The organism is Halobacillus sp. B23F22_1 (assembly GCF_043497005.1).
Lineage (GTDB): Bacteria > Bacillota > Bacilli > Bacillales > Halobacillaceae > Halobacillus_A.
The window spans coordinates 383,951-408,564 of record NZ_JBIEKE010000001.1 but is presented as its reverse complement, the minus strand read 5'-3'; the positions used below and the strand labels follow the sequence as shown (position 1 = coordinate 408,564).

Annotated in this window: 23 protein-coding genes and 1 pseudogene; 8 read left to right on the top strand and 16 right to left on the bottom strand. The window is 39.3% G+C overall.

Translation table 11 applies throughout. The annotated features are described in order from the left end of the window. Positions 1-59: 59 nt before the first annotated feature. From argD to ACGTNH_RS02035, 5 genes are all read right to left on the bottom strand, one after another. Positions 60-1,214: an acetylornithine transaminase gene (gene argD, locus ACGTNH_RS02055; protein WP_394584673.1), complete on the bottom strand. Its 1,155-nt coding sequence runs from the start codon at positions 1,212-1,214 to the stop codon at positions 60-62. Next, positions 1,211-2,029, bottom strand: coding sequence for an acetylglutamate kinase (gene argB, locus ACGTNH_RS02050; protein ID WP_394584672.1), 819 nt, complete (start codon positions 2,027-2,029; stop codon positions 1,211-1,213). The genes argD and argB overlap by 4 nt, the downstream gene beginning before the upstream one ends. Further along, positions 1,992-3,218 carry a bifunctional ornithine acetyltransferase/N-acetylglutamate synthase gene (gene argJ / locus ACGTNH_RS02045; protein ID WP_394584670.1) on the bottom strand — a complete coding sequence of 409 codons (1,227 nt, stop codon included), beginning with the start codon at positions 3,216-3,218 and terminating at the stop codon, positions 1,992-1,994. Before argJ ends, argB begins: the two co-directional genes overlap by 38 nt. A gap of 22 nt (positions 3,219-3,240) precedes the next feature. Further along, complete coding sequence (gene argC / locus ACGTNH_RS02040; protein ID WP_394584669.1) at positions 3,241-4,275, bottom strand: N-acetyl-gamma-glutamyl-phosphate reductase; 1,035 nt, start codon at positions 4,273-4,275, stop codon at positions 3,241-3,243. Positions 4,276-5,096: 821 nt separating this feature from the next. Beyond that, entirely contained in the window at positions 5,097-6,410 is a 1,314-nt protein-coding gene (locus tag ACGTNH_RS02035; RefSeq protein WP_394584668.1) for a lysine N(6)-hydroxylase/L-ornithine N(5)-oxygenase family protein, read from the bottom strand. A gap of 353 nt (positions 6,411-6,763) precedes the next feature. On the opposite strand from ACGTNH_RS02035, the gene ACGTNH_RS02030 reads away from it, so the two are divergent. Then, on the top strand, positions 6,764-6,844 hold the full coding sequence (locus tag ACGTNH_RS02030; RefSeq protein WP_394586111.1) for a DUF2292 domain-containing protein: 81 nt from the start codon (positions 6,764-6,766) through the stop codon (positions 6,842-6,844). A 165-nt stretch (positions 6,845-7,009) separates the two neighbouring features. Here ACGTNH_RS02030 and ACGTNH_RS02025 read toward each other — a convergent pair whose 3' ends face one another. After that, entirely contained in the window at positions 7,010-7,180 is a 171-nt protein-coding gene (locus ACGTNH_RS02025; protein WP_394584667.1) for a hypothetical protein, read from the bottom strand. Between the two features lie 112 nt (positions 7,181-7,292). On the opposite strand from ACGTNH_RS02025, the gene ACGTNH_RS02020 reads away from it, so the two are divergent. Together ACGTNH_RS02020 and ACGTNH_RS02015 are read left to right on the top strand one after the other, a co-directional pair. After that, positions 7,293-7,745, top strand: coding sequence for a GNAT family N-acetyltransferase (locus tag ACGTNH_RS02020; RefSeq protein ID WP_394584666.1), 453 nt, complete (start codon positions 7,293-7,295; stop codon positions 7,743-7,745). A 16-nt stretch (positions 7,746-7,761) separates the two neighbouring features. Next, positions 7,762-7,968: a PspC domain-containing protein gene (locus ACGTNH_RS02015; protein WP_394584665.1), complete on the top strand. Its 207-nt coding sequence runs from the start codon at positions 7,762-7,764 to the stop codon at positions 7,966-7,968. A 36-nt stretch (positions 7,969-8,004) separates the two neighbouring features. Here ACGTNH_RS02015 and ACGTNH_RS02010 read toward each other — a convergent pair whose 3' ends face one another. From ACGTNH_RS02010 to ACGTNH_RS02000, 3 genes are read right to left on the bottom strand one after another with little or no spacing between them, the layout of a single operon-like run. Then, on the bottom strand, positions 8,005-9,405 hold the full coding sequence (locus tag ACGTNH_RS02010) for a PTS transporter subunit EIIC (protein WP_394584664.1): 1,401 nt from the start codon (positions 9,403-9,405) through the stop codon (positions 8,005-8,007). Between the two features lie 28 nt (positions 9,406-9,433). Further along, positions 9,434-10,180, bottom strand: a complete 747-nt coding sequence (gene chbG, locus ACGTNH_RS02005; protein ID WP_394584663.1) for a chitin disaccharide deacetylase — start codon at positions 10,178-10,180, stop codon at positions 9,434-9,436. A 37-nt stretch (positions 10,181-10,217) separates the two neighbouring features. Further along, positions 10,218-11,543, bottom strand: coding sequence for a 6-phospho-alpha-glucosidase (locus ACGTNH_RS02000; RefSeq protein WP_394584662.1), 1,326 nt, complete (start codon positions 11,541-11,543; stop codon positions 10,218-10,220). A gap of 233 nt (positions 11,544-11,776) precedes the next feature. On the opposite strand from ACGTNH_RS02000, the gene ACGTNH_RS01995 reads away from it, so the two are divergent. Beyond that, positions 11,777-12,493: a GntR family transcriptional regulator gene (locus ACGTNH_RS01995; RefSeq protein WP_394584661.1), complete on the top strand. Its 717-nt coding sequence runs from the start codon at positions 11,777-11,779 to the stop codon at positions 12,491-12,493. An 18-nt stretch (positions 12,494-12,511) separates the two neighbouring features. Next, positions 12,512-13,233 (top strand): annotated as a pseudogene (gene nagB, locus ACGTNH_RS01990) (glucosamine-6-phosphate deaminase). 112 nt (positions 13,234-13,345) lie between these two features. Here the strand turns inward: nagB and ACGTNH_RS01985 are convergent. Beyond that, the gene (locus ACGTNH_RS01985; RefSeq protein ID WP_394584660.1) at positions 13,346-13,804 is read right to left on the bottom strand and encodes a cupredoxin domain-containing protein; all 459 of its coding nucleotides are present in this window, start codon (positions 13,802-13,804) and stop codon (positions 13,346-13,348) included. Positions 13,805-13,968: 164 nt separating this feature from the next. Here ACGTNH_RS01985 and ACGTNH_RS01980 point away from each other — a divergent pair, with 164 nt between their 5' ends. The 3 genes from ACGTNH_RS01980 to ACGTNH_RS01970 are packed head-to-tail and all read left to right on the top strand — an operon-like array spanning position 13,969 to position 16,393. After that, positions 13,969-14,691 carry an ABC transporter ATP-binding protein gene (locus tag ACGTNH_RS01980; protein ID WP_394584659.1) on the top strand — a complete coding sequence of 241 codons (723 nt, stop codon included), beginning with the start codon at positions 13,969-13,971 and terminating at the stop codon, positions 14,689-14,691. Next, positions 14,688-15,704 carry an ABC transporter permease gene (locus ACGTNH_RS01975; protein WP_394584657.1) on the top strand — a complete coding sequence of 339 codons (1,017 nt, stop codon included), beginning with the start codon at positions 14,688-14,690 and terminating at the stop codon, positions 15,702-15,704. Before ACGTNH_RS01980 ends, ACGTNH_RS01975 begins: the two co-directional genes overlap by 4 nt. Before the next feature lie 32 nt (positions 15,705-15,736). Then, entirely contained in the window at positions 15,737-16,393 is a 657-nt protein-coding gene (locus ACGTNH_RS01970) for a TetR/AcrR family transcriptional regulator (protein ID WP_394584656.1), read from the top strand. A gap of 29 nt (positions 16,394-16,422) precedes the next feature. On the opposite strand, the gene ACGTNH_RS01965 is transcribed toward ACGTNH_RS01970, so the two are convergent. The 6 genes from ACGTNH_RS01965 to ACGTNH_RS01940 all read right to left on the bottom strand — a co-directional run bounded on the left by ACGTNH_RS01965 (position 16,423) and on the right by ACGTNH_RS01940 (position 24,599). Beyond that, positions 16,423-18,246 (bottom strand): ABC transporter ATP-binding protein, encoded by a 1,824-nt coding sequence (locus ACGTNH_RS01965; RefSeq protein WP_394584655.1) that lies wholly within the window; start codon positions 18,244-18,246, stop codon positions 16,423-16,425. Beyond that, entirely contained in the window at positions 18,246-19,955 is a 1,710-nt protein-coding gene (locus ACGTNH_RS01960) for an ABC transporter ATP-binding protein (protein WP_394584654.1), read from the bottom strand. The genes ACGTNH_RS01965 and ACGTNH_RS01960 overlap by 1 nt, the downstream gene beginning before the upstream one ends. A 395-nt stretch (positions 19,956-20,350) precedes the next feature. Continuing rightward, positions 20,351-21,334, bottom strand: a complete 984-nt coding sequence (locus ACGTNH_RS01955) for a Gfo/Idh/MocA family protein (RefSeq protein WP_394584653.1) — start codon at positions 21,332-21,334, stop codon at positions 20,351-20,353. 80 nt (positions 21,335-21,414) lie between these two features. Continuing rightward, on the bottom strand, positions 21,415-22,131 hold the full coding sequence (locus ACGTNH_RS01950; protein WP_394584652.1) for an SGNH/GDSL hydrolase family protein: 717 nt from the start codon (positions 22,129-22,131) through the stop codon (positions 21,415-21,417). Positions 22,132-22,325: 194 nt separating this feature from the next. Beyond that, positions 22,326-23,039 carry a CAP domain-containing protein gene (locus ACGTNH_RS01945; protein WP_394584651.1) on the bottom strand — a complete coding sequence of 238 codons (714 nt, stop codon included), beginning with the start codon at positions 23,037-23,039 and terminating at the stop codon, positions 22,326-22,328. A gap of 111 nt (positions 23,040-23,150) precedes the next feature. Continuing rightward, on the bottom strand, positions 23,151-24,599 hold the full coding sequence (locus ACGTNH_RS01940) for an aldehyde dehydrogenase family protein (RefSeq protein WP_394584650.1): 1,449 nt from the start codon (positions 24,597-24,599) through the stop codon (positions 23,151-23,153). Positions 24,600-24,614 lie beyond the last annotated feature (15 nt).

Sequence of the window (24,614 nt, the reverse complement as noted above, 5' to 3'; positions counted from 1 at the left end):
TGTTTGCGTAAAAATACTTTGCAGGGCCGATCGCACTCTTCCCCGACAAAGCATTTGAATTACAATTGATTCGCTTTCTCTAACTGAAGTACATCTTCAAGAATGGATACTGCTTTGTCTAATTCTTCACTCGTTACGTTTAATGGTGGAAGCAGACGAATAACATGAGGACCAGCAAGTACAGCTAACAGACCTTTTCCACGCAGCTTATGAATAAGGTTTATCGCTTCCTGATTCAGCTCAACACCTATCATAAGGCCTTTTCCTCTAATTTCTTTAACGCCTTTCAAAGGCAGCAGCTTAGACTCAAGCAATTCATTGAAATAGTCACTTTTATCCTGTACTTCTTGTAAGAATTGCTCGGGGAAAACCGTTTGAAGAGTCGCTTTCACCGCTGCAGAAGCTAACGGATTACCACCAAATGTAGATCCGTGAGAACCAGCTGTAAATGTCTCAGCGAGTTCAGCTTTTCCAAGCATAGCACCGACAGGAAAACCACTCCCCAGCCCTTTCGCTGAAGTTACAATATCCGGATCTAACTCAAAATGCTGATAGCCAAATGGTTTTCCTGTTCGGCCGATGCCAGTTTGCACTTCATCAATAATCAACAAAGCACCTATCTCATTACATTTATTTTGTACAGCCTGTAAAAAAAGCTTAGTTCCTTCAATGACACCGCCTTCTCCTTGAATCACTTCTACCATAATGGCAGCTATGTCTTGACCATCGACTTGTGACACTGCCTCAGCATCGTTATAAGGCAAGTATTCGAAAGTGGGAAGCAGAGTCCCAAACCCCTGTTGTACTTTTTCCTGTCCCGTTGCGCTCATCGTGGCAAAGGTTCGGCCGTGGAACGACTGTTTAAACGTAAGAATTTTTTCTTTTTCTGTATGCTTGCGGGCAAGCTTTATTGCCGCTTCGTTTGCTTCAGCCCCGCTATTACAAAAGAAAGCATAATCTAGATTTGTCACTCCAGTAAGAAGTCCGGCTGCTTCTTGTTGAAGTGGAATCTCGTATAAATTCGACACATGCCACACTTTGCCCAGCTGTTCTTTAACCGCTTCTTCTACTGCAGGAGGACGGTGTCCTAAGTTACATACTGCGATACCTGAAACAAAGTCTAAATATTGATTTCCTTCATGATCAGTAACGACTGTGCCTTCTCCCGACTCAATGGTGAGGGGAAAACGATTATATGTTGGAAAAATACTCATTTGACGACACCTTCCTTCACATCTTGATAGATCGTTGTCCCTTTTATGACGTTTCCCTGGACTAATGATTGTTCTCCACTTACAATAAGCACTTCATTTAAATGTGAAGATAAAGCATTAACTGCGGATTTCACCTTCGGAATCATTCCTCCGTATATTACCCCGTCTGCTATAAGCTGCTGAATTTCTTCAGGAGTCGTTCGAGAAATAATTTCGCCTTCATGTAATATTCCAGGCACATCGGTGACATAGAGCAGCTTTTCTGCTTTAAGTGCGCTGGCTACAGCAGCGGCGGCAACATCGGCATTCACATTAACCATTTGATCTTCCACTGTCGTTGCTAACGGAGCAATGACTGGAATATAATTTTGTTGAATAATTTGCTGAATAAGGCTTACGTTTACTTCTTCGATGTCTCCTACAAATCCAAGCTTTTCTTTATTAATAAACCTAGCCTTCAGCAGTCCGCCATCGGATCCCTTGAGCCCTACACAAGGAACACCCTGTTTTGTAAAAGCTGAGGTCACTTGAGCACTTACTGTACCGCCTAATGTCATCGTTACGACTTCAAGTGTCTCAGCTGTCGTTTTTCTAAGACCTTCAAAAAATTCCCCTTTTATATTTAAATCATCCAGTAAGGAGGTGATGGCCGGTCCTCCGCCATGCACCACTACACATTGATAATGCTTCGTTAGTTTACAGAAACTTTTATAAAAGCTTTCTGAAATTTTATCAATCATGCTGCCGCCAAGCTTTATGACAAGAACAGGTTTATGATTACGTTCGGTAGCTTGCATTGATTTTGACATAGTCATATGTTAAATCACACCCCCATGCCGTTCCTGACCCTGCTCCTTCATTAAGCGCTATGTGGATCATTACGGTCTCTTTACTCATATCTTCAATCGCCTGATCTTCTGAAAAAACACAAGGTGTTCCCTTACTAAATACGAGCTGGCTTTCAATATAAATGTCACAATTTTCAGCGCTTACTTGAGCATCACTATGACCAACAGCCCCAACAATCCTTCCCCAGTTCGCATCCACACCATAAACCGCAGTTTTCACTAAGTTGGACCCTACAACTTTCTTAGCAACAGTTCGCGCATCTTCATCCGATAATGCGCCTGTAACGTTAACTTCAATTAACTTTGTAGCACCTTCCCCATCTTTAGCAATTTTTTTTGCTAAATCTTCACATACGAGCTGAAGCGTTTTTTGAAAAGCTTCCCATTGTGGATGTTCAGGTGTCAAAACCTGGTGATCTACCGTTCCATTAGCCATAGTTAACACCGTATCATTTGTTGAAGTTTCACCATCTACAGTTATTTGGTTAAAGGATTTTTCTATGGACTGACTTAAAGCGTTTTGTAAATGTTCCGACTCAATCTTTGCATCCGTCGTAATAAAACCGAGCATAGTAGCCATATTTGGATGGATCATCCCCGACCCTTTTGCCGCTCCAGCGACTGTTACGGTTTTTCCGTCGACTTCAAGCTGGTAGCATGCTGATTTTTCACATGTATCTGTTGTTAATATAGCTTGCTGAAAATCATGATCGCCTTCTTTTGATGGGTGTACATTCATAGATCCACGCTCGATTTTTTCCATTTCGAGCTGCTGTCCTATGACTCCAGTTGAAGCAACTGCTACATAGTCTTCAGGTATGACGTAGCGTTCTGCAATTAAAGACCTCATTTTATAGGCATTTACTAAACCCTCTTCACCTGTGCAAGCATTAGCAATGGCACTATTAACCACTAATGCCTGTAACTTTTGAGTTGAAGCTATACTTTCCTGGGTAACTTTCAATGGAGGTGCTTGAAAATGACTTTGGGTGTAAACGGCCGCGGCTGAGGCGGGCTGAACACTCATTAATAATCCAAAATCTTTTTTTGAACGTCGCAGACCGCAGTGCAGACCTCCTGCTACAAAACCTTTAGGCGACGTAATGGTTCCATCCTCTACCTTCACTATCTTGTGCGCGTCCGTTAATTGAATCAATCGCTCTCTCCCTTTCCTCTACTTATGGGTATAATGAAATGTGGGTAAGTCCTGTTGTTTCATTTAACCCAAGTACTAAATTCATATTTTGTACCGCCTGGCTTGCTGCACCCTTCATTAAATTATCAATTACGGCAACAATTGTAAGTCGGCCGGTTCTTTCATCGAGTGCTAAGCCAATATCACAGTAATTCGAAGCATATACATCTCTCGTGCATGGAAATTCTCCAGCTTTTCGTACTCTTACGAACGGCTTATCTTGATAAGTCTGTTGATATAAATGAACCAATTCCTCTAATGAATAAGAGACTTTTAAATCAACGTAAATGGTTGACATAATGCCACGGGTCATCGGTACAAGATGTGTAGAAAAAGTAACAGGCTCCGTGGCTGCATCCCAATGAAGCAGCTGCTGTTCAATTTCCGGAATATGCTGGTGCTGATTCACTTTATAAATTCGGAAATTCTCTTGGGTGTTAGCAAAGTGTGTCACTGGGCTTGCTTTTTTTCCTGCACCGGAGACACCTGATTTTGCATCGATAATAATTCGTGATGAATCAGCCATTTGCTTTTGAAATACAGGCCCTAAACCTATGAGCGTAGCTGTAGGATAGCACCCGGGATTAGCAATAATTTCTGCCGACTGTATTTCTTTCTTATTCCACTCTGGCAGGCCGTACACCGATTGTTCGATGACCTCTTCTGGCGCGGCCTCGTTTTTATACCAATTTGCGTACGCCTCGCGATCCTTTAGGCGAAGGTCACCGGAAAGATCAATAACTTTCCCTTTCCCTCCTGCAAGCTGAGAGGTGAGTTCACTGGAAACCCCTGCAGGCGTTGCAAGGAATATGATATCCAGCTGCTCTTTCATTTGGTCTGGTACAAGATCTTCTAATAAGTACTCTTCATTATTCACATGACTGTATATTTCCTGAAAGAATTCTCCGCTTTGTGTGGAAGAATATAGTTTAATAGTTTTTACTTCCGGGTGGCCGTTCAGCAGCCGAAACAGCTCTACACCGCCATACCCAGTGGCTCCGACAATTCCAATTTCCAACCTTCATTCACCTCATTTTTGTGTATGTATATTTATTATATATAACGTATATTTATGCTATTATTACTCGTGTAATAAAATCTGTCAACAGCTAAGGGAAAAGTTTTAATCTATATAGGAAGATTTTAATTATGAAAGTATGATTAAATACAGTTAGTAAGCGTTTACAAAAATTCCGGGAATTTTTTATGAATATTTGTAGAGGAGATCTCAGTCGTTTACCGTTTGGATCAATTACTAACGAGCGGCCATTTTATGTATACAAAAAAACCAGCTCATTAAGAGCTGGTCAACTTATGAAGATCCGCAAGCTTTTTATCTTGCCGCCAGGAATTAAGGTCTTGAGGCCACTGAGTAAGTCTTATCTAATCTTAAAGAGCCTCACGAATCGCTTATCGTGACATCAACAGAGATCAATCTAAAAAACCATTCGTATGTTACAACGTGCAATGGCCACAGTCTAAGTGAAACGAATCATTAACTTATGAAGGAATAGAAGTCGCAAATCTCTTAAAACATTAGAAGAAAAACGGTCTGTGCGGAAATTAAATTCTTCACAATCCTCTAATCGACCCTCAGTTCTTCAGTGGTTTTGGCCCTTCCTTTCCGCGGACGAGCGCTCGTATAAACGCAGATAATTAGCGTAGTCAAGATACGTTGACTCCTGTGGGAACAGCACGAGTTAATGATCCCGCAGGAAAGCGGAGTGTTTTGACGGAGCGGCGTACATTCGATGTAATATAAACAATCCGAACTGATTTCAATAGGATCGTTCGGATTATTTTATACTTTATTTAGTTTTAACCCAGCATATTTTACGTTTATTCAATATCGAAAGATTGAAAAATACTTTTCTCAGGTAGCTTGTATACTTCGCGTCCAAGTAAATGATTGATAATTACCTTATTCCGATGAACGGCTAACCCTAAATTCGTTGAACCTACACCATGGGTGTGGGAAATTCCACTATGCACATAAATTTCATTTTCAACATTTTCGGTTTTTTTCAATCGGTAATCTGCTTCTACTTTATATCGCCCTTCATCATCCCACTCGAGAAAGTCACTGAGATAATGAATGAATTCAGGAACGTACGGCTTATAGCCCGTAGCTGTAATAACCACTTCAGACTCATGCTGGTATGATTCTTTTTTCTGCCAATGAAAACAATCAAGTACATAACCGTTACCTTCGCTTTTCGGCTCTATGCCTCGAACCTCACTAAGCACCTGAAGACCAACGTTTAACTGTTCGTTTCCAACGGAGTATTCGTAGAGCAAGTTATAGATATCTTCAATGGTATGATTACTGATTCCTTTGTAATACAATCCTTGATTGGCAAAAATCTCGTCCTTATCTTTCTGTGGAAGCTGATAGAAATATTTTACGTAGTCGGGAGAGAAATGTTCAAGACTCAGTTTTGATTCCTCCATGGATTCAAAGCTTGCCGATCGCGTGATCCAATCAAGTCTAAAGCCACATTCCCGTTGTTCTTTTAACAACTCTCTAAACGCCTCAGCGGCACTTTGACCAGAACCGACAACAGTTACTGATTCAGCTTTGCGACAGCGTTCTTGTTTGGGTACGTAATCAGCTGTATGGAAAACATCATCTTCTGATAAGTTCTGAAAAGACTTAGGCATTACAGGAACGCTTCCGGTCCCCATAACCATATGCCTGGTCTTATAAACATTTATTTCGTTTGTTTTTACGTTTTCCACCGTCACTTCAAAATAAGTCTCTTCTTCTTTCACATGGCGGATGTTTGAGACTCGATGACCAAATTGACAGCTGCTTAAATGTTTAGACACCCATTGACAATAGTCATTGTATTCACGACGGGGAATATCGAGCCTCTGCAGAAAATAGAACTGATACATTCGGTCATTTTTACTAATGTAATTTAAAAAACTATGCTTATTTGTAGGATCGGCCATCGTAACCAGGTCCGCTAAAAAAGGGACCTGCAGCTTGGTTCCTTCAATTAACATTCCTGGATGCCAGTCAAATTGTTCTTTTTGTTCAAAAAACAGACTGTTGACGTCATCTATTTCGTCTAATAAAGCGGCAAGGCTTAGATTAAAAGGTCCTACTCCTACGCCGATCAAATCATGTATTTCTTCCTGCTGTGCCATTTCGGTTTCACTTCTCCTTTTTCTAAAAACACCGGCCATTTTATATATTCTAATCTCCCTCATAGTATCATAATCCCTATAAAAACTATAACAAGCTTTTGTTTCTTCTTTATATAAGAAAGCGAGAATTGTTACCTTTAGCGTTTCCATAATACAAAAGGTTATCATTCAATATGTACAGGAAGAAATAACTAATTTAAATCATACATTGCCCACCCCAGCAAAATAGATTCTATTATGAGAGACAATACAGAAAGGAAATTTTTTATTAATGTAAATTCTTTCATTATTTTTGAGAGGAGTTTTCTATAAAATGTATCATAATAATTAAATGGGATCACATAGGGGAGTCCATGTTATCCACGATACGAATTGGCTTTATTACCCTTGTCGTACAGGATAGAATCGTATTTCAAATTAAAAAGAATGAATAGAATAATCGTTCCTGACCGGTTTATTTATGTACGAAAGGAGGAAATAATACGTAACAAACTGAGGTGTGGCGTTGCTGACCTCCCACGTTTCTTTCTAATACAGGGGTGGGCTGTATTAAGCCTCATCCCTGCGTCGTTTAGTTATCACTTATCTGAAGAGGAGATTTAAGATTGTTGATCTTTAAACTTCATTATTCCTGAGAATAAAAGAAGTATGGCTCCTAAACCAATTAAGACGGAGTCCGCTTCATCAAAAGCAACTTCGATATTTAACAGCCACAAACCTACCCCTATTAGAAATAAAATCCATCCAGTAATCGATAATTTACGTTGCATGGAATCTCTCCTCTCCGCTCAAACTTATAAAAATTGTAACATGAACGAAACCTTTTCGAATGAATGACCGTAAAAAGAATAACATAAAAAGAATACAAAGGAGCTTAATATTATGGCGTACATGAACCCCATTTATAATCGAAACGACTACCTCCCGTTACTTCTGCTCGCGGATGAAAATGATGAAATTGTATCAGGGTACATAAATGAAGGGGAAATGTATGAAATCATCGATCAAGATCAATTGGCAGGCGTATGTTTATTTGTATTCCCCCAAAATAATGTTGTTGAAATTAAAAATATCGCGATTTATCCAGAAAAACAAGGGAAAGGTTTGGGACGTAAAGTCCTACTTGAAGCATTTACGATGTTTCAAAAACGGGAATTACGTGAAATTATAGTAGGGACAGCAAATTCCAACTTAAACAATATTGCCTTCTATCAAAAATGCGGATTTCGAATGAATGCCATAAGAAAAGGATTTTTCTCACATTATCCTGAGCCTATTTATGAAAATGGCATTCAAGCACTTGATATGATTGTTTTTTCAAAACACCTTAGATAAAAAGGAGAGGAATGGATTGAAGAAGAAACTTTACAAATCAACAAGTAACAAAATGCTGACAGGTACGTTAGGTGGAATTAGTGAGCTGTATGATATTGATTCAAGTTTGTTAAGAATATTGTATGCAGTAGGAATATTTTTAAGCAGCGGATTTCTCTTGCTTGTTTATATCGTCGCGGCAATTATTATGCCGACAGACAAAGAATTAAATAACGAAGGCTAAAAAATCCCCCACAACTCCTTCAGTTGTGGGGGGATTTTATTCACCTAAAAATTTATCTAACTCTTTCTTCACGGTAGTTGCTTCAGAACCAATAATGATTTGAATGTTGTGCTGATCGATTTTAATAACTCCGTGAGCACCTGTTTGTTTAATCTTTTCCATATCTACAATCGTTGTATCTTTCAACTCTAACCGCAGTCTCGTCATACAGTGATCATTCGTTGTCACATTGTCTTTTCCTCCAATATACTGAAGGATTTTCTTAGCCATATACTCATGGTTGGAGTGAGAAAGCTTTAATTCTTTCTCTTCTTCGCTAGCTTCCTGATCGAAATCAATTTCTTCTTCCCTGCCAATTAAAGGAATGTCCTTTTTCACGATAATGAAATAGAACGTAAAGTAGTAGAGTGCAAAGAATGCAAGTCCGACTGGAATGATGAGGAGTCCTCCATCCGAAAGATTTAAATTCACGACATAGTCGATGACTCCTGCTCCCCATGAGAAGCCATGTCTTATATGCAATAGATAAAGCACGGCCCCAGCTAATCCTGTATAAATAGAGTGTAAGAAGTATAGTAAAGGAGAAGTGAATAGGAACGTAAATTCAATTGGTTCAGTAATTCCCGTTACAAAAGAAGTTGCCGCTCCTGAAGACATCAATGTTTTTGTCTCTTGTTTTTTCCTTTTAGCAGCTTTAGTAATCGCTAAAGCGATGGCTGGAATACCAAACAACATGGTTATAAAGAAACCACCTATAAAATAACCAGCTGTGGGGTCTCCGCTTAAAAAGCGTGTAATTTCCCCAGTGACCACTTCACCTGAGGCCGTTTCATACTCCCCTAATCCAAAGTAGGCATACGTATTAAGAACGTGGTGTAATCCAAATGGCAGTAAGAATCGATTTAAGAAGCCGAATATGAATACACCAAATGCCCCTAAACCTACCAACGTTTGACTAAAGGTATTAATTCCCGCTTCTGCATACGGCCATATAAGAGCCATTAATCCAGATACAGGGATCATCGTAAAAATAATCATCGTAATTGGAAATTTTTCTCCACTGAAGAAAGCAAACATACTTGGCAGCTTTGCATCCTTAAACTTGTTGTAAATATAAGCAGCCAGCAAACCTGCCAGGACACCCCCAAACACACTCATGTCTAAATCCGAATTTATTATTTCAAGTCCTTCTTTTAAAACAGTGATTGAGAGAAATCCAGTAAGTGCAGGTATTCCTTTATCTTTTGTTTTAGCGAGTCCCATTGCAATCCCAATCGCAATAAGAGCATCCATTTGTGCTAAAATAACGCCCGCGGCCTGATAAAGGGGAATATCGAGCATATCTTCAGCCGTCAAACGCATTAAAAGACCAGCAATTGGCAAAGCAACAATTGGAATGAGCAGTGACTTTCCTAACTTCTGCAAAAAGCTTTTCATGATTCTTCCCCCTCAAAATTAGTTATGGTTAAAGTTCTCGAAACGTGGAAGTTCTTATATCCGTTCTTGAACGAATGAGTTGTACTCTCGCCTGATCAGTAAGAAACTCAACTTCATCTACCCGTGGATACGTAAATGATGAGGTAGAAAGTAACTTCTTATCTAAATATGCTGGATGAGCCATCACTTCTATCGTGTCATGTTGATCAAATAATTCATCAAGAGACTCTCCATTTTTTAAAGCGGTTTCAATTAAATATGAAAAAGAACTTGTCGTTTTAACCCCGTTATTTTTAAACTTTTCCATAACGTCATCGCTCATATTATTACGGACAGGCAAGTCATATTCCTTAGCAAGTCTCATAAATACCTTAGGCATCTCCCCAAATGAATTAATATGATGGTGACTGTCTAAGTGGGTAGGGTTTAATCCATAGGAAAGAAACTTCTCAATTTGGGCTTTCCACTCGGCATAAACTTCCTCATAATCAATCGTGAAGGCCCCTTGATAAAAACGCAGGTTCCGAAAATTCCCTTGTGCGTCCACAATCGTTCGATGAGTATCTAACAGGGGGCGACCACAAGTTAATACTAAATGGACGCCAACTCCTAAAGACGGGTTATCCTTGGCCAGCTTTGCTGCTTGATCTCTTCCAGGCATATTGCTCATAAAAGTTGTTGATGTTAACACACCTAGTTGAAAAGAATCGATAATACCAAAGTTGACGCCTCGCGAATAGCCAAAATCATCTGCATTTATAATCAGCTTTTTCATCACCACTCCACCTTTTTAAGTCTCCTTAGGAGACATTCTATTGATAATTCGGCCAATATCCTTTATTAGCAACTATTAAGTCTTCAACAATAGCCTTTGCTTTTTTCACGTTTACTACTGTGCGATTTAACGTTAGCGCTTGAATAAGTTTTTGTTTATTATTTTCAAAGTATGATTCAACCACTAACTTTTCATAAGCTAATTGACCTTCAATAAGACCTTTATAGAAAGTTGGAATTTCTCCTACAACCAACGGTTTGGCTCCCTGACTTGTTAATAAGCAAGGTACTTCTACCATCGCATCATCTGGCAGGTTGGCAATAACACCGTTATTTTCTACAATCACAATAAAACGCTTGCCCGAATTATAAGCAAGAGACGCTGCTGCTTTTATCATAAAAACACCATGAATATCAACGTGTATGGCGGCACCTTTCGCTGTTCCTTTTTCTATCATTTGATCACACGTATCGTGAACACGCTTTTGTCTTCCCTCGATCACTTGTCTTGCTCTTGTATGGTTAGGATCTTCCTTTTCTACCATATCTTCCGGGTATAAATAGTATTGCAAGTAAGTGTTTGGCAAGAATTCCGGGAAGTCAATCAGTATTTGCCGGGCTTGTTCGAACGTTTTTTGCCAGGATACGTCGTTTGCAATTTCCGTATCTTCCGGAGTAAAGCCTGTTTCTATAATTAATTGCTTCAAGCGTTCCGTATGATCATTACCTTCTTTATCATAAATCTTTGTAAACCATCCAAAATGGTTCAGCCCAAAGTATTCAGGTACGAGGTCCCACACCTCTACATCAAGGATTTTTGCGTAACTAATCATAATAGCAATCGGCATGTCACAAATATTTAGAAGACGGTAATCATGTGGGAATTCTCTCTTTAAGGCATCCGCAACAATAGCAGCTGGATTAGTGTAATTAAGAATCCATGCCTCTGGAGCATATTGGCGAATGTCATTAACGAGTTGAATCATATCTCTGATAGACCTTAAACCATATGCCATTCCTCCAGGTCCACATGTTTCTTGTCCGACCACTCCATGCTTCAAAGCAATTTGTTCATCTTGCTCCCGCATCGCCAGCCCACCCGTACGAATCTGTACAAATACAAAATCAGCTTCTTTAAAGGCTTCTTCTTTATTGGTAGTGTAAGAAAAAGACTCTAATTCGGGGTACTGTTCTTGAAATAGAATTTGCGTAGCTTTCGCATTCCTTTCTTGACGTTGCTCATCTATGTCATAGAAGACAACCTCCTTTAGTGGAAAACGTTCTTTTTCTTCTATTAGACTCATCATCATCCCCATCGTGTAAGTGCTTCCACTTCCAGCGACGACTAAGCGCTGCTTTTTCATGGTTTGTCTCCTCTCTTTAAATTATCTGTTAATTTATTTATAACACTAATTTAATACAAGTACAATACCAAACATGAATTAAATATGTATTATAAAGAATAAATAATTTGCTTTAATGGAAGTATTTAGATAATTGAAAGTATAAATAATAAAATGGATGAAATTTACCTTTATATGATTTATAGTTGTATTATGTATTAATACAAGTTAACTTTTAAAACAGGATGGTGACCATGTTGAATACCGGCTCCCCTTTATATAAACAAGTAGCAGAGCAAATAAAAAAAGATATTATTAAAGCCAAATTAAATAAAGATGAGGCCATTCCCTCAGAAAATAAACTTGTTACAAAGTATCAAGTTAGTCGTGTAACTATAAGACAAGCTATACAACTTCTGGTACAAGAAGATATTCTCTATAAAGTTAGAGGAAGCGGGACCTATGTAAAAAATGTAAAGATTGAACACGATATCTATCGTTTACAAAGTTTTACTGAAGAAATGACTCACTTAAACCAAACGCCTACCAATCAAATTTTAGATTTTAATATGCAAAACCCTAGTGAAACCATCAAAGAAACTTTACAACTCAAGGAGGGAGAGAAAGTCTTCTTTATAAGGAGATTGAGATGTGTAGATGACGAGCCTATGATCTTAGAGGAAACGTATATGCCAGTTTCTTTATTTCCTGACCTTTCAGTCGAAGTGATGACAAAATCTAAATACGATTATGTGGAGAAAAAAGGATATGTGATCAAAGAAAGACAAGGAGAAATTTTACCTTTATCGCCAAATGAAGTGTTAAAGAAAACTCTGCAGCTTGAAAATGATTCATCTATACTGTCTATGAATTTATGGGCTTACTTTGAAGATGATACGATCTTTGAATTTACTAAGCTTTACTATAGAAGTGAGAAATACACCTTTAAATTCACCTCTAAGCGCTTTTAACGAAGGAGAGTGTATTCAATGAAAATCATTAAAGTGGCATCTTACGAAGAAATGAGTGCTCATGCAGGTCAAATCATCATTAATAAAGTTAAAGACCATCCTTCTTCTATTTTAGGTCTAGCGACAGGCGGAACTCCTGTAGGAACTTATAGAAGAATAATAGAAGACCATGAAAGCATACTTCTTATCGAGATGCTTCGACAATAAACCTTGATGAGTATGTGGGATTGGGCGAGGAGCATCCTCAGAGTTACCACACGTACATGAAAGAACACTTATTCAGTAATATTGATATCCAGCTGCAACACACCTATCTGCCTGAGGGGACAGCTAAAGACCTGTCAAAAGAGTGTCAACATTATGACCGATTGATAGAAAAATTAGGAGGCATTGACCTTCAACTATTGGGCATTGGCCAAAACGGACATATTGGCTTTAATGAACCAGGAACTTCGTTTGAGAGTCGAACTCATGGCATTGACCTTTTGGAATCCACTCGACAAGCCAATGCCAGATATTTTTCAAATGTAAATGAAGTCCCCCGCCACGCTATTACAATGGGGATAAGATCCATTGTTGAAAGCAAAGAAATTCTACTACTGGCTTCCGGTAAAAAAAAATCCAGCGTGCTTCGCAGATTATTAGAAGGCAATGTAACAGAAGATTTTCCAGCCTCTATTTTAACTACACACCCGCAAGTAACGCTTATTGCTGATGAATCAGCTTTGTCCCAAATATAAAAGCCGGCACCCAAACGATAACAGGGCTTAATAAAAAAGAAATCAATCGAATTGAACGTCTCTTAACAGGAAAAGCCCTCTATCTCTGTAGAATAGAGGGCTTTCTTCTTTGTTAATCTCCAACTACGATATAAGCTACCATCGGGCCATCTGTTTCAAAATCTGCATGTGTTGTGCAAATCATCCGGTATACTCCCTTTTTATCAAACTGCAGATCCACCACAGTTTCATTCCCCTTGTGAACAATTCCTTCTTGATCCGTTCCTTCTATAACAAAAGGATGCTCCTCTCCATTGACTCCATAAATGCTTAATTTAAAAGGTTCCCCCTTTTCAGCAAAGATCGTGCCAGGGTCCCAGCGATAAGTTTCAATTTCTTCCCCATCTGCCGTCTCTGCTTTAAATTCTCCTGTCACTAAGTTTACGGTTCTCACTTCTTCCTCTGCATCTTCTCCAGAAAATGTAGGGATCGATCCGCCAAATGAATTAAATACAAATAATAGTGCTGCAAATAACACACACCCACTGCAAATCCACATAATTTTCTTCCCTGATAATACTAAGGCTTTCAACTTATTCCCTCCTTAAGGCATGTTTAATTTATATGTATGCGTACATGCCTAAGAAACTTGTCTATTTTTTTATTATTTATGTAAGTGATTACTCACTTCACTTTTTGAGATAAAGACTTTATAATAGATGTGAGTAACCACTCACTATTGGGGAGGAGAGCATTATGAAAAGTGTGGTTGATCTACAAAATGTTTCTCATCAATTCGGGAAAAAAATTGTTTTATCCAACATAACCCTCAGCATGAATAAGGGAGAAATTTTTGGTTTACTCGGACCTTCAGGTTCCGGCAAAACGACCTTGGTAAAATTAATTACGGGTTTATTAAAACCTTCCAATGGTTCTGTTTATATTAACGGAGAAAAAATGCCATCCTTAGCTCAAATGAAACGCTATGGATTCATGGCTCAATCCGATGCCCTTTACCTAGAACTTACAGGTAAAGAAAACCTTAATTTCTTCGCCTCTATATATCGCTTAAACAAACAAGAAAAAAAGCAGCGAATTAGTAAAGTAATGGAGATGGTGGGTTTAAGCGATTATATCGATCAAATCGTTGAAACTTACTCTGGGGGGATGAAAAGAAGACTGTCTTTAGCAGCTGCTCTTCTCCATGATCCAGAGTTGATCCTCCTTGATGAGCCAACAGTAGGGATTGATCCTGTGCTTCGCCGATCCATATGGGACGAACTGCGTCAGCTTAAAGATAAAGGGGTCACCATTATCCTGACTACGCATGTGATGGATGAAGCTGAAAAATGCGATCGTTTAGCGATGCTGCGTGAGGGTAACATTATCGCTATGAATACACCTGAGAAGCTTAAATCCGATTGTCAAGCAACTACGATAGAAGATGTTTTTCTTTACTATGGGGGTGCGGCAAAATGAATACTTGGACGGTAACCCGAAGAATATTTACACAGTTCCGTAGAGATAAACGCAGTATGGCACTGTTGATCTTAGCTCCTATCTTTGTTTTCACTCTCATGTGGCTCGTGCTGGATAGTGACGAAACCACATTAGAAATTGCAACGATAGGTGTCCCTGGTTCTTTCAAAGAACATTTATCTGATGAGGAAGACGTAAAAGTAACGAGTCTCTCCGAAGCGGAGGCCCAGGAAGAAATAGCAGAAGCAACAATTGATGCTTATATTCTCTGGAAGGATAGTCAGCCAGTTGTCACCATTGAAGGCAGTGACCCGACTATCACATCCTCTATAAAGGATTTGCTCCAAAATACAAATAGAGAGGTCTCATCCAAGCCATTTGAGTTACATTTCTGGCATGGATCTGACGATTTAGAATTATTTGATTACATTGGGCCTGTTTTAATCGGTTTCTTTGTATTTTTCTTCGTTTTCATCGTTGGTGGTGTTTCTTTCTTGCGCGAGCGGACACAAGGAACGTTAGAACGCATTCTTTCCACTCCGCTAAAGCGAAGTGAATTAGTTTTCGGCTATTTATTAGGCTTTGGCTTATTTACGATCTTGCAATCCTTTTTAATTGCTGCTTACTCTATTTATGTGCTTGATGTATATATGGAAGGTTATTTTCTTTACGTTTTACTCGTGACCTTTTTATTAGCGTTAACGGCTTTAAGTTTAGGCACACTTTTATCAGCATTTGCTAAAAATGAATTTCAAATGATTCAATTTATTCCACTCGTGATTGTACCGCAGGTTTTCTTTTCAGGGCTCTTTCCTATAGAGGGATTGGCCGACTGGCTGCAAGCTATCGGGAAAGTCATGCCATTAACATATGGGGCTGAGGCTTTACGTGGAATTATGCTAAGAAGCGAAGGATTTACTGACTTTCAGTCGCAGTTGTACGTTTTATTAGGATTCATCATTTTGTTCACAAGCCTTAATATATTCGCCTTGAAGAGACATCGAAGTTTATAGTACGATTAACCCAATTATGAGAGGTGAATCCAATGACTGAAGACTTTAACGACCTATTAAAACTTCTCGAAGAAGATGAACAGAAAAAAACGCCAAAGCAAGCTCAGATTTTAAAAGCAGCTGTAGAAATTTTTGCAGAAAAAGGCTATGCCTCCTCGTCTACAAGCGAGATTGCTGCTAAAGCAGGAGTCGCTGAAGGGACAATTTTCCGGCATTATAAAACTAAGAAAGATTTGCTGATTTCCATTGTCACTCCTGTAATGATAAAGTTTACACTCCCTATATTCGCTTCTCACTTTACGACTCAAGTATTTGAAGAACTTCCAGAGAACTTCGAAAAATTTCTATCTAAAATTATGAAAAACCGTTATAATTTCGTGAAAGAAAATCGTCCCTTAGTTCAAATCATGCTTCAGGAAATGTCATTTCACGAAGAATTAAAAGAACAATTTCAGAAAGTCTTTCTTGAGGAAGTCTATCCCCGGTTTAACCGTGTGATACATCATTATAAACAAGAAAACAAACTGGTGGATTTTCCTGCTCCAACAATTATTAGAATGGTAATGACGACCATGATCGGATTTATATTAACACGCTTTATTATTTCGCCGCAGCTTGAATGGAATGACGAAGAAGAAATGGAGAGAACCATACATTTTATCATGCATGGGCTTTCTCCAAAGTCATGATGCATCTTACTCAAAAGATGCATCATTTTTTATACAGACGCCCGGCTTTCTGCTTGCTGTGCTTTCACTAAATCAGAATAGAAGCCGCCCAGTTTCTGTAATTCTTGATGATTCCCTCTTTCGATGATCTCGCCGTGTTGAAGAACTAGAATTTGATCAGCTGCCCGGATCGTATTCAACCTGTGAGCGATGACGAAGCTCGTCCTTCCTCTCATCAGCTTAGACAGGGCATCATTAATTTTTATCTCGGTCACCGTATCAATACTGCTTGTTGCCTCATCTAAAATTAGTAAGGCTGGGTCTGCAATCATGGCGCGGGCAATAGATAAAAGCTGACGCTGCCCATGACTCACTCCTCCCCCGTCCGAATCAAGGATAGTACCATATCCGTCAGGAAGCTGAGAAATAAAATCATGAGCATGGGCCGCCTTGGCAGCTTCCTCCACTTCTTCATCCGACGCATTTAATCGTCCATAGCGTAAATTTTCTCTAATGGTGGTATTAAACAATGTAGTATCCTGTAGTACCACTCCCATTTGATTTCGTAAGCTATCCCTCGTAATCGTATTAATTTCCTTGCCATCAATGAGGATAGCTCCTTCATCAATTTCATAAAAGCGTGACAGCAGTGAAATGATGGTTGTTTTACCAGCACCTGTCGGACCGACCAAAGCAACTGTCTCGCCGGGAGCAGCGTGAAAATTGATATGAGACAACGTCTGCTCTTCCTCTTCATAGGAGAAATGAACATCCCGAAATTCAATATCTCCTCGCATGTTTTTAATATCTTGCGCTTGTTTTTCATCTTGCTTTTCTTCATTTTCGTCAATCACTTGAAACACGCGTTCTGCTCCAGCAACAGCTGATAAAATCATGTTGTACTGGTTAGCCAGATCATTTAAGGGACGAGTGAACTGTCTGGAGTAGGTAGTAAAAGTCACGATTACTCCGATAGATATGCTTCCGTTTAAAGCAAGCCACCCGCCTGCTCCGACAATGATCGCAAAACTGACGTTATTCAGCATATTCATAAGTTTAGGAATAAACCCTGAATATGTCTGCGCCCAGTAACCCGATTGTTTTAATGCTTCATTCTTCTCCTCAAACTCTTTGATAACTCGTTCTTCTCTTGAGAAGATGGAGATAATTGTTTGACCAGAAAACATTTCTTCAACATAGCCGTTCACATCACCCAAATGTTTCTGCTGTTCTTTGAAATATTTCCCTGTCCGCTTCGTAATCCATTTCATGCCGAAATACATGACGGGCACAATGGTTAAGGTCAATAAAGTTAACAGAGGACTCAGCCATAACATAATAACAAGAGTCCCTAGAATCGTCAGTACACTTGTCACGAATTGAATAACCGCTGTATTCAGCGTACGGCTGACGTTTTCCATATCGTTCGTTAACCGGCTCATAAGCTCACCCTGCTGGCGTCTTTGGAAAAATAAAATCGGCAGACGCTGCAAATGGGAAAACAAATGATTACGTATTCTAAATACCGTGTTTTGTGAAATATCAATCATCCAGTAATTTTGCAGCCAGAGAAAAAGCGAGTGAAAGGCGTAAACAACAAACAGCAAGCACAGCATTATCCAAAGGGTCCCCGCATCAGGCTGGTCAATTACCCGGTCTACTGTCATCCCCAGTAAATATGGGCCCAGCAATGACAAAGCAGAGCTTAATACTAGAAGGGCAAGCACCACTTTAAATCTTTTCTTTTCATGGGCCATGTAACTCCCAACCCGCTTTAATGTTGTCTTCATGTCATCTACTTTAGGGGGAGCGGTTCCGATTCCATGATGATGTCTCCTTATAGGAGTTTGGTTTCGTGACTGTGGTTCTGCCATTACATCACGTCCTCTTGCTGGGATTGATAAACTTCTTGATAATAAGGACTTATCTGCAATAATTGATGATGCTCCCCTTGGGCAATTACTTCACCTTTGTGCAAAACTAAAATATGGTCGGCAGCCCTTAATGAACTAATTTTTTGAGCTACCATAAAAATCGTACACTCTTGCTCTTTTAATGTTTGTAACAAGCGTGTCTCTGTATGAGCATCGAGCGCACTCGTACTATCATCTAAAATTAACACCTTAGGTTTGCGAACAAGGGCTCTGGCAATAGACAAACGTTGTTTTTGCCCTCCAGAAAAAGTAACACCTTTTTGCCCAAGTATAGTATCGTATCCATTTGGTAACGTTGTAATAAAAGAGTGAATTTCAGCCTGTTTCGCTGCCTCAATAATCTCCTCTTCTTCAGCTTTCTCTTTCCCCCATGCAATATTTTCTTTAACCGTTCCAGAAAACAAATGAACTTCTTGTGGAACAAGGCTGATCTGTTCCCTTAAGCTTTTAATATCTAAGTCGTTCATTTCAATGTCATCAAATAAGATACTGCCCTTTTCTTTTTCATGTAATCTCGGAAGCAAGTGAAGCAGTGATGTTTTTCCTGATCCCGTTTCACCGAGGATGCCAATCATCTGACCCGCCTGAACTTGAAACGTAATGTCTTTTAAAATTTTTACACGGTTACGGAAAAATGAGACATCTTTAAATCTAATATTTCCTAACAAGGGCTTACGTCGCCCATGGGGATTTGTAAGAAACTCAGGTGACTTCTCCTCCAATACCTCACTTACTCTATTAGCGGAAGCATTACCTCGAGAAAACACCATAATAAGAAAAGAGAAGATCGAGAAAGTGAACATAATTCTTGTCGCATAATTAATGATCGCGACCACTTCTCCAGCTTGAGCTCCGCCAATATTTAACTGGATAGCTCCTGTGAACAGTAAAACAAGTATAATTACATTCATGCCAAGCATAACCACCGGCATAGCAATTTCCATCAACCATAAGGCACGTTTATTTTTAACCATAAGCTCTTGATTTACACCATGAAATCGTTCTTCTTCATATTCTCCTCGATTAAAACCTTTAACTAAACGTACGCCCGCTAAATTTTCTCGAATCACGGTATTTACTTCGTCTAAGCGAGTTTGAACACTTTTAAAAAGCTTCACTCCTTTCAGAAGCACCCAGAACAAGAAACCACCAAGTAAAGGAACAGACACGACGAGGATAGAAGCTAAAGTTACATTTACTGTAAAAGCCATAACTAAAGCGAATATAATAAAAAGCGGAGCCCGAAGAGCAATCCGCATCAACATGAGTACGAGATTTTGAATCTGAATTACATCATTCGTCATACGTGTAACTAGATTCGGCGTGGAATAAGATTGAAAGTTTTCATTCGTAAAGCTTTGTACTTTCTTAAATAAATCCCTGCGGAGATCAAAACCTACTCCTTGACTTACATTCGCAGCGAAAAACGAGTTTGTGATGCCAGCCGCAAATGCTAATAATGACAACCCTACCAGTCCCCCGCCCCATAAAGAAACTACGGTATAATTCTCTTTCATAATTCCTTCATCGATTATGTGAGCCATTAATAATGGTTGAACAAGCTCGACAGCTAATTCAATCAACATAAGTAATATAGCTATGATAGCCGATGCTTTGTACGCTGATGCATATGAGAAAACCTTTCGCATAACTTGTCCCCCACTAAATCTGAAAGTTTCTATAATTATACAGGATTTAAATCTATGATAGAACTGATTAGATTAACGTAAAGCTGCCCCGTTTTTTTGATAAATCTTTTCGCCAACCTTCCTATTACAGTACCGGCTTATTAGTAACAACAGTAACAAAATTGTAAGTACTTGTAGAGATTTAAAAACCGCATAAAAAATTATCATATGCGTTTTATCGCAGAGGAGCATAAGACATCTTCTTTTTTGAATCCATGAATAAATGGGAACTGGCGCACAAGCAGATGAATGCCTCTAAGTCAGAAATGGCAGAGATCATAAATAGCGAAGAAACCGAAATAAATATGAGCAATGCCAAAAAAGCGGACTGAGCATATACAGTCCGCTTTTAATTCCTAATGGTCAGCTGGATATGAAACACCCATTTGCCTTCTTGATTCTTGTAATATTTCGGCAGCCAATAAACTGTTCTCATTTGAATTGTTGCAGAAAGGACGATTATCATCTTTTACCTGCTTGTAGAATTCTTCAATCTCATAATACATGGGCGGATATTGATCAGGGAGGTCAAGGCTCTCCACTTCCCCGCTATTGTACTGAATGTAAACATCTTTTGGCTCTGAGATATTAGGAATGATGATCACCCCTTCTTCTCCCTGGATTTCTGAAGCGGCATGAGAGTGACTTATTTTTGAATGCATAATGATGGCTTCCATATCCTTATACTGCGCAATAATGCTTCCTTCTCCGTCTACCCCGGATTCCAAGGTTACTCCATTAGCTGAAATTTTTTCAGGCCGGCCAAATAATACGACCATTGGATATATGCCATAAACTCCTAAATCCATAAGTGATCCATTCGAGAACCTCGGATTAAAAGCGTTAAGGACCGTCCCTTCGCGATAAGCATCATAACGAGAAGAGTATTTGCAGAAGTTTCCCACATAACGCCGTACTTTTCCGATTTTATGAAGGTTCGATTGAATAGACAAAAAGGAAGGCATAACTGTTGATTTAACTGCTTCCATTAATACAACATTATTTTTCTTTGCTGCTTCAACCATTGAACGTACTTCTTTTTCATTTGAAGCCATCGGTTTTTCACATAATACATGTTTTCCATGCTCCATAGCCATAATAGCTTGCTCAGCATGAAACGAATTAGGACTTGCCACGTAAACAGCATCTACCTCATCACTTTTCACCATATCTTTAATCGAAGTAAATGTTAGAGGGGCATTATAGGTCTGAGCAAATTCTCTTGCTCGTTCTTCTGTTCTTGAATAAACGCCCTGGACTTTAAAACCCTCAAGATGCCTTCCTGCTTCAATCATAAGCTTAGTAATAAAATTAGTTCCTATAATACCAAAACGAATCATATGTAAATTCTCCTTATGTGTGTGATTACTTATATTATAACAAGTTGTCTCTACAAATCCTAAAAGAGCAGAGACACCGACTATGAATCAGTGCCTCCCTCTTTTATTTCTTTTAATCCTATGTTTGCTAAAACAATCTGCCCCTCAACCGTTGGATGAACATCATCTTTTAAAATATATTCAGGATGGCCTTTAAATGCCTGGTAAGCATCCACCAGCTTCACTTCAGTAAAGTGACTTAATAGTTCAATTAAAGAACTATATTGAACGTTAATGTAGTGAAGAGGCTGACCCAATGACTTCCCTTTTTCTGGATAGGGATTATAAATATTGTAGACGAGAATCTGACCATTTGTTAATTTATCTAATTCCATAACCGTTGAATAAACGTTAAATAACAGGTTACGAACCACAATTGCCACTTCATCCATTTCAATACCTTTTATTCCCTTGTGCTTTTTTAATAAATTTAAAAGATCATTTCCTCCAATATAGAGCACTACATAGTCTGCGTCACGAAGGGTTGAACGAAATACTTCGTTTTCATGAACAGCAGCCACTAATTCTTGCGAGGTTAAACCTGGCACTCCTAAATTTGTTACCTCGAGACCCGCCTTTTCCCCAACCATATAAGGAAATGCTTTTCCGGAGGGGTATTGGTTATCTTTGCTTAAATTATAACCATATGGAATGGAATCACCAATAGCCACAAGTTGTTTAGATGAAGCATATAGAGAGTAGGGCTGAACCATCTGCAGGATAAAAAGGAAGCAGAGCACATATATTATTTTTTTCACATAGACGACTCCCTTTCTTTATTCATATCTAGACTCTTTATTAGCATTCCTGAGTCCATAAGATATCAGTCAATGTTAATTCTTCCAATCCATTTGTGGCCAAACGGAAAAAGAGCTCTTTTCATCTTTTCTAGACATAAAAAATGCTTGCAGAGAATACAAAAGTTTCTCTACAAGCAGTTAAAACGACAATATTACTTTCCGACGAACATTTGCGTCCAATAGTTACCGTTTTCTTCATAACCTACGCCAATATCAGTCATATTAGCGTTCATAATGTTTTTACGGTGGCTAGAGCTATTCAGCCAGCCATCGACTACTTCTTCTGGGGATTGCTGCCCAGCTGCAATGTTTTCAGCCGCAGTATTAAAATCTACGTCATACTCTTGAAGCATATCGAAGGGACTTCCATAGTTAGGGGATGTATGGGAAAAATAATCATTTTCTGCCATGTCCTCAGACTTTTCCTGTGCTACCTCAGATACTTCTTCACTTAGTTCTAATGGTTCTAAGCCTTGTTCTTCACGTGCTTCATTCGTTAATTGAACCACTTGTTCATGAATATCGCCTGTAACTTCCTGTCCGTCATCTTGCCCCTCATTGTCTTCTCCTTCTCCACCTCGCTCAATATCCTCACCGCCGTTCGGGTATGGACCATCATTATCTTGAGCTCGGTCTTCCATGTTTCGATCATACGGGTAAAACGGGGTTTTATTATCAAATGGGAAGTTTTCATCAAGACGATTTAGATCATTCATACGACCATCTTCATCTTGAGCCCCTGGACTATGTGTGACTTGATTAAAATCAGAAGCGGCATTATCTGCTGGATCATTATTATTAGCACCACATGCCGCTAGTGTAGTTACACACAATGCCATGCATGAAGTGTAGATTATTTTTTTCATCATGTTGCCTCCTTAAGGAAATTCCTCTCCTTTACTATGTGCACGAAAAGGGAAACTATCCTTATGAAAGCAAAGGAAAAAGCCACTAATTCAGAGTGGCTTTTCCTCCAGTTAAAGTAATTTTTCTTGTAGTCTAAACGATACAACCTTTGCTTCTGTCATAGCTTCAATCGCAAATTGAATACCTTCACGTCCAATTCCCGAACCCTTCGTTCCTCCAAATGGCATCGCATCAATGCGATAGTCACTACTGTCGTTAATCATGATGCCGCCTACCTTCATATGTTTTACAGCATAAAAGGCTTGATTGATATTGCTTGTGAAAATACCGGCTTGAAGACCATAGTCTACATTATTTGCTTGTTCTACAGCTTCATATAAAGAATCAACCGGGTATACCAACACAACAGGGCCAAATATCTCTTCCTTAGCAATAGTAGCCTCATCAGAGACATTTGTTAAAATTGTCGGGGTGTAATAAGCGCCTTCACGCTTTCCTCCAAATTCCACTGTGGCTCCTTTAGCAACAGCTTCATTCACCCATTTCTCCACTCGCTTCGCTTCTTTTTCGTTAATTAATGGCCCCATATCAGTTAATTCATCCATTTTGTCACCCACATTTAACTCGGCAGTTCGATTAACAAAGGTATTCAAAAACGTTTGGTAAATCTCTTTCTCAACATATATCCTTTGAACCCCTATACAGTTCTGACCTACAGCTGAGAAAGCTCCTGAAACCGTCGACTGAACCGCGTCGTGTAAATCCGCGTCTTCTAGAACAATAACGGGGGAATTGGATCCAAGCTCCATGCTCAACTTTTTCGTTCCAGCTTTCTGGGTGATTTTTTCACCTGCTTCAGTACCACCTGTAAAAGAAACCATTTGAACAGCAGGATGAGTAACCAGCGTATCACCAATCTCTCGGCCAGATCCCGTTACAACCGACAGAAAACCTTCAGGTAAGCCGGCATTCATAAAAGCTTCAGCCAATTTCAAGGCACTGAGCGGTGTGACTGAAGCTGGTTTCAAAACAATGGCATTCCCTGCAGCAATTGCTGGACCAATTTTATGAGCAACCATATTTAAAGGGTCGTTAAAAGGAGTAATAGCTCCTACCACACCAACTGGAAAGCGGTAGTAATAGCCTACACGATTCTCGCTGCCTTCATTCTGATCAAAGTTCAGTGTCTCCCCATTTATGCGGCGGGCTTCTTCAGCACTAATTTGAATAGTTTGCGCGGCTCGCTTTACTTCACCCCGCGCTTCGTTAATTGTCTTACTCCCTTCACTGGCAATAATCTCAGCGAACTCTTCGACATGCTCCTTCATATAATTAGATACCTTCGTTAAAATGGCTATACGTTCATGAGTGGGCCATACAGTAGTTGTTCGATACGTGCGTTCTGCTGTTTCAATAGCTTCCTCCATTTGCTCTTTAGATGCTAAAGGCACCCTTGCAATCGCTTCATTATTTTGAGGATTTACGACTTCAAATGTATCCTTGCCTTCCACCCATTTCCCACCGACCAACATTTTCATGGCTTTCACCTTCGTATGCATACTAATCACCACCCA

Coding starts and splice junctions, on each gene's coding strand:
- argD (WP_394584673.1), bottom strand. CDS start 1,214: ATGAGTATTTTTCCAACATATAATCGTTTTCCCCTCACCATTGAGTCG.
- argB (WP_394584672.1), bottom strand. CDS start 2,029: ATGACTATGTCAAAATCAATGCAAGCTACCGAACGTAATCATAAACCT.
- ACGTNH_RS02035 (WP_394584668.1), bottom strand. CDS start 6,410: ATGGCACAGCAGGAAGAAATACATGATTTGATCGGCGTAGGAGTAGGA.
- ACGTNH_RS02030 (WP_394586111.1), top strand. CDS start 6,764: ATGTTATCCACGATACGAATTGGCTTTATTACCCTTGTCGTACAGGAT.
- ACGTNH_RS02025 (WP_394584667.1), bottom strand. CDS start 7,180: ATGCAACGTAAATTATCGATTACTGGATGGATTTTATTTCTAATAGGG.
- ACGTNH_RS02020 (WP_394584666.1), top strand. CDS start 7,293: ATGGCGTACATGAACCCCATTTATAATCGAAACGACTACCTCCCGTTA.
- ACGTNH_RS02010 (WP_394584664.1), bottom strand. CDS start 9,405: ATGAAAAGCTTTTTGCAGAAGTTAGGAAAGTCACTGCTCATTCCAATT.
- chbG (WP_394584663.1), bottom strand. CDS start 10,180: ATGAAAAAGCTGATTATAAATGCAGATGATTTTGGCTATTCGCGAGGC.
- ACGTNH_RS02000 (WP_394584662.1), bottom strand. CDS start 11,543: ATGAAAAAGCAGCGCTTAGTCGTCGCTGGAAGTGGAAGCACTTACACG.
- ACGTNH_RS01995 (WP_394584661.1), top strand. CDS start 11,777: ATGTTGAATACCGGCTCCCCTTTATATAAACAAGTAGCAGAGCAAATA.
- ACGTNH_RS01980 (WP_394584659.1), top strand. CDS start 13,969: ATGAAAAGTGTGGTTGATCTACAAAATGTTTCTCATCAATTCGGGAAA.
- ACGTNH_RS01975 (WP_394584657.1), top strand. CDS start 14,688: ATGAATACTTGGACGGTAACCCGAAGAATATTTACACAGTTCCGTAGA.
- ACGTNH_RS01970 (WP_394584656.1), top strand. CDS start 15,737: ATGACTGAAGACTTTAACGACCTATTAAAACTTCTCGAAGAAGATGAA.
- ACGTNH_RS01965 (WP_394584655.1), bottom strand. CDS start 18,246: ATGGCAGAACCACAGTCACGAAACCAAACTCCTATAAGGAGACATCAT.
- ACGTNH_RS01960 (WP_394584654.1), bottom strand. CDS start 19,955: ATGCGAAAGGTTTTCTCATATGCATCAGCGTACAAAGCATCGGCTATC.
- ACGTNH_RS01955 (WP_394584653.1), bottom strand. CDS start 21,334: ATGATTCGTTTTGGTATTATAGGAACTAATTTTATTACTAAGCTTATG.
- ACGTNH_RS01945 (WP_394584651.1), bottom strand. CDS start 23,039: ATGAAAAAAATAATCTACACTTCATGCATGGCATTGTGTGTAACTACA.
- ACGTNH_RS01940 (WP_394584650.1), bottom strand. CDS start 24,599: ATGCATACGAAGGTGAAAGCCATGAAAATGTTGGTCGGTGGGAAATGG.